This is a genomic window from Paraburkholderia sp. FW306-02-B (genome assembly GCF_058782725.1).
The window spans coordinates 126,075-139,473 of the sequence record NZ_JBYSXZ010000002.1 but is presented as its reverse complement, the minus strand read 5'-3'; the positions used below and the strand labels follow the sequence as shown (position 1 = coordinate 139,473).

Annotated in this window: 4 protein-coding genes and 1 pseudogene; all 5 read right to left on the bottom strand. The window is 59.9% G+C overall.

The genetic code is table 11. The features are described from left to right. Positions 1-13: 13 nt before the first annotated feature. Entirely contained in the window at positions 14-1,477 is a 1,464-nt protein-coding gene (locus AC3WOG_RS21485; protein ID WP_492579981.1) for a UbiA family prenyltransferase, read from the bottom strand. A gap of 397 nt (positions 1,478-1,874) precedes the next feature. After that, positions 1,875-2,309: pseudogene (locus AC3WOG_RS21480) on the bottom strand (transposase); the annotation flags it as partial. Positions 2,310-2,407: 98 nt separating this feature from the next. Further along, positions 2,408-2,806 carry a hypothetical protein gene (locus tag AC3WOG_RS21475; protein ID WP_492579980.1) on the bottom strand — a complete coding sequence of 133 codons (399 nt, stop codon included), beginning with the start codon at positions 2,804-2,806 and terminating at the stop codon, positions 2,408-2,410. A 674-nt stretch (positions 2,807-3,480) separates the two neighbouring features. After that, positions 3,481-3,909: a hypothetical protein gene (locus AC3WOG_RS21470; RefSeq protein WP_492579979.1), complete on the bottom strand. Its 429-nt coding sequence runs from the start codon at positions 3,907-3,909 to the stop codon at positions 3,481-3,483. Positions 3,910-4,190: 281 nt separating this feature from the next. After that, entirely contained in the window at positions 4,191-13,352 is a 9,162-nt protein-coding gene (locus AC3WOG_RS21465; RefSeq protein ID WP_492579978.1) for a hemagglutinin repeat-containing protein, read from the bottom strand. Positions 13,353-13,399: the final 47 nt, after the last annotated feature.

Here is a 13,399-nt window from a genome sequence, read left to right as displayed (position 1 = left end):
TGTTGATGACCTGTCAAAGCTGTACAAAATGGGCCGCCATCATGATCGCGACCATAAGCAGGATAGTGAGAAGACTGCCGCGATCTTCAATCAGATAGACGACCGGGTCGTCATCCATCGCACCGCGTACAGTCTTGATCCACAGCCGCGCGAACAGGGAGATCAAACCGAGCGCGACTAACCACAGCAGATCAGGTAACGCATATCGACCGGCCGTGTCAGGCGCGTTAATGAAAAGACCGAAGACGACCACGGCCGCGAGCGATGCTCCGATGCCGAGTGGCCACAGAACCTCGAGATCGGCGACCTGATAATCGCGGCCCACCGTTGCGGTATCACCGCTCGCACGCAGCGACACCAACTCCGAACAGCGTTTGACGAGGGCGAGGTTCAGGAACGTTAAAACAGAAAAGGCAAGCAACCAGCGGCTCGTGTTGATCTGAACCGCTACCGATCCCGCTAAAATTCTCAGGGTGTACAGCAGCGACAGCATGATCACGTCGATCATCACGCGAGTTTTCAAAAACCAGCTGTAGGCTGTGGTCAGGATCAGGTACAGCACCACCATCGCTGCGAACTCAACCGAGACTGAGAACGCCAGGACTAGCGACGCAATGAGAAGCGCAACAGTGGACAGAAGTCCGCTCGATATCGTCAGCGTTCCGCTTGCGAAAGGACGATACTGCTTGCGTGGATGCCGACGGTCGCTTTCCAGATCCCAGATATCGTTTGCGATGTAGGTTGCGGAAGCGCCCAGCGACATCGAAATAAACGCCATCGCGAGCGTGACCAGCTTGTCAGTATCGAAGAAAGAAAATGCCGTCAGCAGCGGCACGAACAGCAACAGGTTCTTGAGCCACTGATGAACGCGTAGCGCCTTCAGCCAAACGTGAAGACCGGTTTTCCTGTTTGTGAATTCACGCTCGACCGGAACGTTTTCGCGGACTAAAGCGGCCAGACGCGGCGAAACACCAGCCAGAATGGCCGCCTGTGAGCCAAGCCACACCGGTAGATCGGCATAACTGTCGCCGACATAGACAAACGGCTCACCGACGCATTCGCGTACTTTCTCAAGTTTCGCCACTCCTTTCAGGTTGATGCCTTCCTTTGTAGCCAGCACTTCGTCGAACAGCCCTAGATGTGCAGACACGCTCGAAGCAATCGAACCATGCGCGGCAGTGGCAAGAATGATTCTTCGGCCGCGCATTTTTTCGGCGATCAAAAAGTCGATCAATGCTGTGCGATACGGGAGGTATTCCGCTGAGAAATTGGAGCGGGCGGCAATCTTGTGCTTGAATGCCGAACGTCCTTGCAACAACCACGTCGGCAAACGAATGATGTTCGACGGATTGCGCTTCACCAGCTGAATCACGGACTCGGTCAGCGTGTCAGTCAATGTCAGCGTTCCGTCCAGATCCACAACCAGCGGCAAATTGTTTGTCTCTTGCACTAGTTCGTAATCGTCAAAATTGTTCAAGGGAACCGGATCTTGTTGCCGCTTGATGGCTTGTGGCGACGAGATCGCTCCATTCGATTCGGCTGTTGGTTCAATGCTGAATCGATGCGGGGAATGCTCAGACTTGTTATCGTGATTGGGGGAAGTTTGCCAGAAGATTCATTCTGGTCATCTCGATATGTTTGCATAACTAATCGACCCGCTAAACTTATATGCCGAGATCGAGCTGCGATAGCCCGCGGACCGGATTGTTGCCGCATGACGAACAGCTCGCTCACGCTGGTTTCACAGTGTGTCGCCTCTGTTTCAGCGCAATGCTGCATCACATGCGGCGGCGACAGATCTTGTTTCTTTGTCACCATGCACCACACCGAGCCTGACTCATCGCGGCCAAGCGGTGGTACACATTCGTCGCCTTCTATATCGACGAGAGCGACGTGTCCTTCCCGTGCGACATGCAACGCATCGCCGCTCTCTGGATGCAGGTCATCGATGCCATGCTCGAACATGCCGGCTTCCTGCCTGGGCACCAGGTCTCGCTCAGCATCGACGGCTTGAGTTCCTGATAGCTGGTTTCGATCTGCCAGCGGCGCTCGTAGCAGGCGACGATATCAGTGGGTTTAAAGCGTCGGCGATCACTCAATGAGGTCAGCAACACACGTTCGCGCTCGCGCGCATCGATGGCACGAATCGCCTGCGGTGAGGCGCGCATGCGCACCATCGCATCGTCAGCCGTGCCGGCGATCACATCCCAGAAGGTGTTGCGCTTTGCAGGAGTCAGGAAGTGACGGCTACGCCCGTTCATCGTCAGGCCGCACAGGATCTCTGTGGCCATAAAGTCCCTGTCGAATACGGGCTGCCAGCGAGGCAGAGGCTATTAATGGCAGAAGCGATAGCCTCTTTCCGATCTTCATTGTTGCTCAAATCCTGATGATTCCGGCAAAAATCCAGTTATTTCGCCTTCGCGATACCGAGCTGACGCGCCTGTTCTGCGAGGATCACCGCTTCCTTCTTTACGTTGGCTTCCTTCTGAGTGAGCCACACGCTCTCGCGCTTGACGATTGCCTCCGTTCGGGCGAGATTTGCCTCGCTGCGGCTCATTTGGTCTTCGGAGCGGCGGAATAACCGCTCCTGCATAGCAACTTGCTTTTGGTACTCGGCATCTTGCTGCGCAGACCTTTCCTGCAATTTCTGCCGTGCTGAGACTTGGGCGGTTTGGACCTTTGCCTCCTTCTCTTCATTGAGCCTTTGAGACACTGCAAATAACAGGATTGCCACGGCACTAAAAACGACGCTAAAAACTATCGAGAAAGCGAACGACTTAAGAAGAAAACGGACGACGGGTTTCATAGACATCTTTTGAGTTAGGTATTGCGTTGATTACCGAAGAAATGGGATCAGTATTCGTGGGTTTCCGCAACGAGGATTGAATCTGCATTTGCGAAGGTTTCGTAGTGGAATTTCGTCGCTGTTTCAAACATCGATTCTGCTCGTCAAGCGCCGAAGCAGGCGGACAAGGCCCGCTGCCGGCAAGGTCACTATCCGAGAGAGTAACGTGTCTGTTAGTTCGATCCATATCGAATTTCCTTCGGGCAAGGCGGTTTCAATCGATGTGCCAATGAAGCGCATTAGGTCGCCATAACTTGCGGAACATCAAGCGACACAATGTTGACTACGTCGTCCTCTGTCAACACGACGTAGTGGCACAAGGTATCGACCGAACGGACGCCAAAGCTCTCCTCAATGAACCAATCGAGTAAGTCCGAACGACGTGCCTCGATCAACGTAAAGCCAAGACAGGATTCGTGCATTAGCAGGGCAAGCTTCACCCTCGTCCATCTGGTTGTAATAGATGTGTCCATCGAAGCATACGCTGACGATCCGCCCGTCTGTTCCCTGTAGCCGCAATGTAAGCAGTCCCGCTGCGTCGGTAAGAGAAATGAGAACGTACGGCGCAGCATCCAATAAGGCATGTTTAACCGGCAAAAATTCGCTCGTGATCCGTACCTAACCTTTTCCTTGTTCTAGCCATTTTGGATTTCAAGAGTTGGCCTGCCGTCCGAGCTGTCTGGCCGGGCAACCACCGTTCCGCCATCGGGTAGCTGTCCAACTCGACCGCCGTTGGGTAGATCGCGGACGTCCGATGGTTGCAATTTATCAAAGCCGGCTTTGCTGACCTTATACAGGTCGTCGATGCCGTTCTGCCCGATCGTCTGCGTGCGGCCGATCTTTTCGGCGCCTGGCACGATGTTATCGATTGTGGCGCTACCGAGCAATTCGCCGACCATCCCCTTCTGGGCGTTAGTAAGCGTGGCGAAATCCATCGAGTGCTGCCTTTGCCATGAATGGACGAATTGAACAGAAATTTCAATCTTAGCAGTCTTAATGATATCTCCCGCGGCATCGTCACTCAGACGCAGGACAAACAATATGCACCAGTCCGTAAACTCCATCGTGTTCGCGAGGAAACCATCCGTAGTTATCTGAAACAATCTCCCCACCGCAAAGAAAGCACCGGGTTGGCCAACCGTGAGCACGCCAGGACGCTATCACCTCAAAGGGCGCACCGTGGGCGTGAGCTGTCCATTCTTTTCTTGAGAATCCGAGCATTTCCACGACCGGTGAATCAGCAGCCGTCAGACTATCCATGTACCAATCGTAGACCCTCTCCGCTTCGTCGGGCGTTATCCTCTGCGCGATCAAATCATCAAGAAGGTTGCGTTTTTCCAATTTATCACCGATTTAGTGTTCTGCCTGGGACGGCCGGTTTATACAGGTCGCCAGTAACAGGGTCTGCGGAACCAAGATGACGTCCGCGTTTATCGTAGATCTCAATATCATTGTGAGTGTAATCCCACTCATAAAATCGACTGCCGTCTGTTTTAACGCCATTGCCCGCACTGCGCAAACCTTGCCATACTGGGCTGTCGGCCTTTGACGGATTCACCTGTCTAGAATCGTCACCGCTTCCATTTCCACCGACCGACGTTGTGACATGGTCAACCAGTCCCTTAACCGCATCCCCGACCGGCGTAAAAATCTGCTCGATCAAGCCCGGCCCAGGAAGGGGCGTCACCAGCGGACCCGCCTTGATCGTCGGATCAAGCTCAGTCGCCGGATCGGCAATGACGCCGTCGCCTTTCTTCGTGGTCTCGCCCGTGTAACCACCGAGCGGCGGCAACTTCGGCGCGGCCTCCATGATCGAAAACTGGTTATTCTCTCCTTCAATCTGTCCTGCGCCTGCTGCCGTCGCCGCATTCGTCCCCGATGCCGCCGCGATGCCCGCTACCAGACTCGTCACCAAGTTTTCACGGGCCTGGCGATCTTCGTCCGACATGTCAGTGGTTGGCCCGAGCAGACTGCCAATCACCGAACTGGCGGACGCGCCCAAGGCACCCGCGCCGCAGCTCTGGCTGCTTGCCCCTGCACCCGCACAACCGACAATCGCATGCAGGGCGGCGCGAGCCTCATCACTACCAAGACTGTCGGCGATCTGCTTGACCTGATTCGTCGCGAGTTCCTGGATATAGGCAATCGTGGCATTCTGCGTGAACTGACCCATGCTACCCGTGACGTTGCCGCCCGCCGCAACAGTCAACGCTGTCAACACCTGACGATAGTTGCCGCCCGGTCCCCATTCCGTATTCAGCCTGTCCGCCTGCTGCTGGGCCTGCGCGCGCTGCTCCGGCGTCAGGTTCGGATCATTGGCCGCTGCTTTCGCGGCGTCAGCTTCCTGCGCCCTGTTATTGACGAACGTGCCGACCTGATTGATGAACTGGCCGGTAATGTCGAAACCCGCCTGAACTTTGTCCTTGTCAAAGATCGGCGCAATCGTCCCTTGCGTATCGCTCGTATCGCGGTTGATACTGGCAACCGCTTCTGCCGCCGTCTGCCCGGTCAACTGCTGCTGTTTCACACCATCGGTGATGGTGATGGCCCCGCCACTGATCCCGCTCTTCGTCGTCCCGCTCGCATCGCCTGACGCGCTCATGACGATCGGCGGCGCCATCGAGATTCCACCGCTCTTCGGCAGGGTCGTACCAGGAACCGGATTGACGTTGTCCGCTGTATCGGTCTGGCTCTTGCCGATGTCGCCGCCGTAACCGCCACTGATGCCCACCGACTGGCCGCTGTATTCGGCGGTGTTCTGGATGTCGCTGTGCGTGAGCGTCACGGTCGTCAGGCTGTTGACGCCGTTCTGTACCGCTGCATCGCTGCTGGTGATCACGGCGCCCTTGAGGTCCGTGTTCCCCTTCACATTGACCTGGAAACCTCCATCGCCCGCCTGGATACCCGACTGCTCGGTCACACTCGCGTAGTCGCTGTTCATCTTCGTCTGGCCAAAACTGCCCGATACGCTCGAACGGCCGGCACACAACGGCGGCACGCACACGCTCGCAGAAATTCCCGCGCTCTGCTGTTTCGAGTCGTAGTGGTCGGTGTCCTGCAAGCTCTCGATGTTCAGGTTGCCGCCTGCGTTGGCGACGACCTGCTGGCCCGACACCACCGCGCCCTTCAGGTTTGCGTCGCCGCCCGACTGGATCGTGAGGGTGTCGCCCGCAGCAACGTGAGTATTGGTCCACGTAGTGGAATCGCCATCGGCATTCCCGCGATTACCCGATACGCCCACCGTGAACGCGATCCCGCTTTGCGAACCCACTCCGATCGATACGCCTACTCCAGCACTTGCGCCGCTGCTGGTGGAGTGCTGGCTGCTGGTGTTCTGCGCGGCCTGCAGGTTCACGTCGCCTTCTGCGGTCAGCAGCGTGTTGTTGCCCGCCGAGATGTTGCTGCCGACGATGTTGATGTTGCTGTCCGCCCCGGCGCCCGCTGCCGCAATGTTCACGTTATGCCCCGCCGACAACGTGCTGCCGATCGCTGTGCTCGACTGCGCCTGCGACTGGCTGTCGCTCTTGCTGGCGCCCAGCGAGATATTGATGCCGACGCTGGTTGCTGCCTTGACCGGATCGCCGCCAACTGCATCATAGGTATTCTTCGCCGCCAGACCGGTCGTAACCGCCGCGAGCGCGGTCAGTCGGGCGTCGCCGTCCACGTGTTGCGCGGCATCCGCCATCTGCCGGCCGGTCTGGACTGCAGAGACGACCGGGTTGGTGATCCCGACCGTCAGACCAGACTGGCGGAACTGCTGCTGCTCCGACTGCGCCGTGGTGTCGTAAGCGGAATCGATCGTCACCGTTTTGCCCGCCAGGTTCAGATCGTTGCCCGCGTGCAGAATGCTGCCCGTTGCATGCAGGTCGTTGCCGGCGGTAACTGTCAGGTTGCCGTTCAGCGAGCCGATCACGCCGCCGTTGTTGCTGACGTCCGTTGCCTGCTGCTGGTCCGATATCGAGCGCGAGCCGATCGATACCGACAGCCCGCCGTTCGACATGAAACCGGACTCTTTCTTCTCGTAGCTGCTCGACGAATCGACCGTGTTCTGCGAGGTGGTGATGTTCGCATTCCCGACTGCACCCAGCTTCACGTCGTTCGTGCCAACCACATTGCTGCCCTGAATTGTCAGGTCCTTGCCGGCCTGCACGGTTACCGAATCCCCCGATACCGTGCTCGCCACGCCAATATTCACCTGCGTGTTCTGCGACGTATCGGTGGTCGAGCCGCTGATAAAACTACCGCGCTTCGACTCAACGGCAACGGCGCTATCGTGTTCCTCGCGTGTCTCGTTGATGGTGACATTGCCGGATGCCGCAATCGTCGCCGCGCCCGTGCCGTTATTCACGCCATCCGTCACACCCGCTGTCAGCGATGACCCGGTCAGCGTCACATTGCCTTTGCTCGCATTCGTCGTATTGACTGCGGCCAGCGTCGCATTCCCAGCCGCCATAAATCGCGTCCCAACCGCCTGCTCGTCATAGGCATGATCGACTTCCTTGCGCGTGCGGTCGTCGGTTGCAACGTTGTCATACATGGCGGTGTCAGTCACCGTCGTCGCCGTCAGGTTGCCGCCAGCAACGACAGCCATGTCGTCGCCAGAACTGACGGTCGCCCCCTTGAACGTCATGTCATTGCCGCTTTGCATCGCGAGACTGCCGCCAGCGGTAATGGCGCTCGTCTCATTGGTCGTGCCCTCCGCTTCCCAATGATGGTCAGCATTCTTCGCGACTGACTGCGACGTGTCCGACTGCACCATATCGACCGTGATATCGTGGCCGGCCGCGACCTGCGCGTTGCGGTCCGCGGCGATGTTCGCACCGTGTACAGTCAGGTCGTTGCCTGCCACCACTACAATGTCACCCGTGGACGCAATCGTGCCCTGTGCGCCGAGCAGCGTCTGGCTGACCTTGCTGTTGCCGACTGTCGAACTGACGCCAACGGTATCCACGAGCGTCGTGTTCACAATGTCATGACCGGCGAGCACCGCAACCCGATTGCCCGTGATCCGTCCCGATGCGTTGACCACGTCGTTGGTCGCCGAGACGACCGTTGTGCCATTGTCTGCACTGCTGCCGATCGAACCACCCCGGTTCAGGATGTTAGTCGCGCTGATAACTGTCTGCGTGCCGCCCTTGATGACCCCCGAGTTAGTCGCGTTACCGGTGGCGTGAATCTCGACATCGTCGGCTGCAATCAGTGCGCCGGTCGGTTGCAGGTCGTTCGCGTGAGCGTGCGCCAGATAGACAACCGGCGCGAGCACCTGCTGCGTGCTGCCGTCCGGCAGCGTGACGCTCTGACTGACCAGCCACACAATATCGCTGGTGAGCGCATCCATCTGCGCAGCGGTCAATGCCATACCCGGAACAAGGTTGAACTCCTGCGCGACATGCACGCCGTTGTTCATCAGCGCCCGGTACTCATCTTCGTTACTCGTGTAACCCTGGAGATAGACACGACCCGTCAACTGTGCGATCTGGTTGCGTACCATCTGTTCTTCGTACACGCCATCACCCAGCCGCTTGATGGTCTTCGACGGGTCGAGCCCAAGCTGTCCGAGCATGTAGTCGCTCGAAATGAAATTCGTATAGCTGGTCAATCGGGGATCGGTGACGACCAGATACGAAGCGCCGGGTGCAGTGTTAACGGTGTACAGGCCGCTCGACGGCAACGTGATGTTGAGTGCGCCGGTCGGCCCCGCGACGGACTGCGGCGCGTTGATGGTCTGCATCTGACCGGTTGCGAGGTTGACGGTCTGCGCGCCGCCCGTAATGCCACCCACGGTCCCGTTCGCGCCGAGCGTGCCGCCGGTCGCGCCGGTCGCCGAGTTTGCCGCCGCAACGTTTGTATTGTTGATGTCCGTGCCGATGATCTGCACCGCGTTGTTCGCGATGATCGTGCCGCCGGTACCGCCGATGGCAACGGGCGAAAGCACAATCGACGGTTCGACCACCGTCCCCACGTCGCGCGTGATGTTTTCGTTCCACGCGTAAGTCGAGACGATGTCCTGCTTCTGATACTGGTAAAGCGTCTGGCCGGTGTTGTTGACGAGCGTACCGCCGTGGTTGCCACTGCCGTTACCAATCGCGCCGTCCTGCCCGCTGGAGCCGATCTGGATGGAACCGCCCGCGCCGATCGCGCTGTAGCTGTTATTGAGCGTGCCGACGTTCGCCAGCGTCATGTTGCCGCCCGCGAGTAGTTGCGCCTGCTGCGCCTGCTGCTCTGTTACCTGATCCTGCTGCGTGGTGGTCGTCGTGTCCCGTGCTATCTCGACGCGCTGGTAGCCTTTGTGTCCGTCGCTGCGCGTCGCGTACTCGGTAGCGGGATCGTAATTGACGTTCGGGTTGTAGCCGTCCCAGTAGCTGACGGCGAGCGTGCCGTCGGCATTGGTCGTGAGCGTGTTGTAGTAGATTGTTTGCGGCTTGCCATTGATGTTGACCACCAGTACGCGGTCGGTCGCATTCGGCCCGCTCTGGCTCGATACGATATCGGCGCTGCTGTAGGTCGCCGTTACCGGCGATTTGTAGCCGCTGTCCCACGCCGACTGCGAGCACCCGGCTTTCCCGTTGGCGTTAGTCGTCGCGCAGCCGACGTACTTCTCGCGCTTGGTCTGATGATCCGTGTCGACACCGGTCGTCGCTGTCTCGACTGTGGGAGCGGGGCGCGTGTTCGTCAGCGTCTGCGCCGCGATTTCCAGATTTCCTTGTGCCTCGATCGTCGACTGATCGTTCGTCACGGAATTCGCGCGGTTCGCGAGCACGCCGTTGGCGTCGCGCGCTGCATCGGCCGCGATGTTGATGTCGCCGAGACTGAAGATATTTGCGCCGCCCGTGTTCGTTATATCGCCCGGCGCGTACAGGTTGACCGCCGACGCCGCCGCTACGGCTGCCGCCGCGCCGGTGTTTGCGATCGAACCGGTGTTGAGCGTGACCGTGTTACCAACGATCGTTGCAGTGTTGGTCAGCGACGCGCTGTACGTCGTCACTGAATCGCCTTCGATACGGCCTCCGTTCGTGATCGCGTTCGCCGCATTGACCGTCGTATTCGACGAATTGATGTCCGCACCGACCTGGTTATCCACGTTCGCAGCGTTCAGAGTCAGCGCATTCACCGCGCCGAGCGTGCCCTGATTCGTGAACGTGCCCGCTGTCGTGAAAATCAGGTCGTGGTTCGCCTGAATCTGGTTGGTGCCGTTAAGCGCGTAGTCACTGCCAATCGTGATCGCGCCGTCGTTCCCGGCGACGATGCGTCCGTCGCCCGTCAGCGTACCCGTCGCCACGCTCAGGTTCTGGTCGCTGCCGATCGCACCGTTCTGGTTCGCAAGCGTGCCGGTATTGACGGACACCGAGCCGCCGCTACCCGTACCGTTGCCGATGCGCCCGCTGGTGTTATCAAGCGACGCTGTGTTGAGTGAGACAGCACCGTTCCCGTGTATTGAGCCGCCCGCATTGACGAGCGCAGCGTTCGGACCGTTCAGCATCACGTTGTTCGCGCCCGACAGTGTCGCGTTCGTGTTGTCTACAAGTTGCGCGACATTCAGCGTCACGTCATGCCCCGCAACGATCTGCGCGCCGTTCGTGTTAGACAGGGTCTGCGCGTTGACCGTCACGTCGCCGTTGCCGCCGATGGTGCCCGCGCCGGCGACGCCGCCCGTATTGCTGTTTGTGATTCCGGCCGCGCTGACTGTGGTCGCGCCCGATCCTGTGTTCGCGATGCGGCCATTCGTGTTGTCGAGCGACGCACCTGTGACGGCAAGTGTCGCGGCCGTGCCGTCCGCTTCGATCTGTCCGCCAGTATTGTCGATCGCGCCTTGCGCTAAAGCCGACACATTGCCGTTGCCCTGGATCATGCCCGCCCGGTTGTCGAGCGTGCTGCCGGATTGCACCGTCGCCGCGCCGCCCGCTGTCATCGTGCCGCCTGCGTTGCCAATGCTGCCGCCCGATACCGATACCTTGCCGTTACCACCAATCAGGCCGTTCTGCGTGTTTGTGACCGCGCCGCTGGCGCTCACCGTCGTCGTGTCTGTGCCGCCGTTCGCGATCGAACCGCCGTCGTTGGCAACCGACTGCGCGGAGACTGAAAGCGTGTCGTCCGCCTGGATCGTGCCGCCTGCGTTGTTGAGTGCGCCCGTGTTCGTGACCGAAACTGTCTGCGCGCCGACGTAGCCGCCCGCGCTGTTGTCGAGCGAGCCGACATTGAGCGTCGCGCCCGTCTGCGCGGCGAGCGTGCCGCCTCGATTCGAAGCCGCGCCCGAGCGGACATCAAGGCTGCCGTTCGTCGCGATGGTCCCGCCGTTGTTCGAGAACGTGCCAGCATTGACCAACAGCGTTCCGGTGCCGGAACTGCTAATCATGCCGTTTTCGTTCACGAGCGTGGCGGGGCCGAGAGCAAGGCTGTCGCTGTTGGTCTGAAGGGTGCCGCCCGAGTTGTCGAGCGCGCCGGTCACGTCGACGGTCGTCGCGCCCGAGCCCGTCTGCGTGATACTGCCGCCGTGGTTGATGAGGTTCGTCGCGTGCAGCGTGAACTGGTCCGCGTTCGTCGTGCCCTGGCTGTTGTCGAATGTGGCGGCGTTAAGGGCTGCCGTTCGACCGGCTGCTATCGTGCCCGCGTTCGTCAGCGTCGTGCCAGCCGAAGCGTTGACGTTGCCATTCGCCGCCAGCGTGCCGCCGTTGAACAGCGTCTGCACGGCCGTCGCAATCAGGTTCTGGACGGCCGTAATCGAACCTGCGTTCGCGATCCGTCCGGCCCGTACAGTCACATTGCCATTGCCGCCAATGGTGCCAGCCCCGGTGTCACCCGCGCCGTTGTTCAGCGAACCGCCCATTGTCAGCGTCAGGCCGTCCTCGTTCAATGACGCAATATGACCGCCTGTGTTGTCGAGCGAACCGGCTGTGACGGACAGCGCGCCCGCCGCCTGCACCGTCCCGCCCTGGTTCGCGATGGAGCCAGCAACACTTCCCGTCAACGCGCCGCCCGAAACAATCTGGCCATTGCGGTTCGACAGCGCGCCGGCCGTGATGGTCTGCCCGCCGCCCGACGACATCGCGCCGCCGTCGTTTGTCAGCGTCCCGCCCGCGCGTGCGTCAAGCACGCCGCCCGCCGTCGTCGTCGCGCCCGACAGGTTCAGGTCGCCACTGTTTGCCGTGAGCTGGAGTGAACCATTAGCCGATGTACTGCTTCCTCCGAGATTGACCGCTGCGCCGCTCAGGGTCGCATTGCCGCCCGCCACATTGCGGCCGGTCGCGGCGAGTGTGCCGTCCGTCGTCACCGACAGGTCGCCGGACTGCGTGAGGCTCCCGTCGCCGTTCACGCCCGCACCGAGTGTGCCCGTCGAAGTGACGCTGGCCGCGCCGACGGTCGTGTTCTGCTGCGCGGCAAGCACGCCGCTGTTCGTGAGCGCGCCCGACGTATTCGCGCTGACGTTCTGCTGGGAGTAGGTCGTCCCGCTGTTGTCGATCCCGTCACGCGCGGACAGGGCGAGGTTTCCGCTCGCGTTGGTCTGTCCGGCAAGGATGAGCTTGCCCTGTGTTGTCAGCTTCAGGTCACCCGCCTGCGCGGCAAGTACGCCTCTGGTGGACACGCCGACGCCGTTCTCTGTCCCGACGAGGACGATGCGATTCGCGTACATGCCGCCCAGGTTGCTCACGTCGATCGACACACCGGGTGCGGGACCGTTGCCCGCGACAGGTGTCGCATTCAGCGAGTCATGGTCGATGCTGTTCGCGCCCGTCACGACGTTCAGGTTCTTCGCATGGATCGCGGCGTTCGCCTGTACCGCGCGTGAGAGCAGGTCAACCTGATCGGTATCGCCCGCATTGAGTCCCGCGCCCTGGATAGTGATGTTGCCACCCGTCACGTTGAAGCCGGTCAGGCTGCCGTCGGCACCGAAGTTCGGCGCACCCGTCGTCAGAATCGCGCGCGACGTGTTGATGAAGCCGCCGCCGTTCACGCTGATTCCGGAACCGTTTGCGATGACGACCTCAGCCCGCCGTCCGGCGACTTCAAGATGGCCGTTGATCTGGCTCGCGGCGCTGCTGTTGACCTGGTTGACGATAATGCGCGCGGATTGTCCAGGACCAAGGTTCGGATTGCCATTGATATAACCCGCCTGCTGCGTCTGTACGAGCGTCGGCGAGTTGTTCAGGATTGCACCATTCTTCTGAACGTCGAATTGCGAATACGTGTTCATGGACACGCCAGCGCCCGACGGACGTTCAATGTTCACCTGCGGAAGCCCGCTCTGAGTCTGGATGACGCCGGGCGCGTGCGCGCCCGATGGCACAATCTGCGCCTCGGTATGCAAAGGCACGGTGCCGATCAGCATCAGCGCCGCAAAGGCGATATGCCGGAACGCGAACGACGACACGCACTGCGCACCAGACGCGCCTCGCCCTGCTCCTATGGTTTCTCCCCGATTGCTGTTGCCGGTTCCCGCAGCGGTCTCCTCGATCGCGACCAGCATTCCCCAGAGCCGGCTGAAAACCAGCCGATAGGTTGTCTTATTCATTTTATTGATACGTTGTACGGACTAAAGCCGCATAACGTATTCGAAAA

Coding starts and splice junctions, on each gene's coding strand:
- AC3WOG_RS21475 (WP_492579980.1), bottom strand. CDS start 2,806: ATGAAACCCGTCGTCCGTTTTCTTCTTAAGTCGTTCGCTTTCTCGATA.
- AC3WOG_RS21470 (WP_492579979.1), bottom strand. CDS start 3,909: ATGGAGTTTACGGACTGGTGCATATTGTTTGTCCTGCGTCTGAGTGAC.
- AC3WOG_RS21465 (WP_492579978.1), bottom strand. CDS start 13,352: ATGAATAAGACAACCTATCGGCTGGTTTTCAGCCGGCTCTGGGGAATG.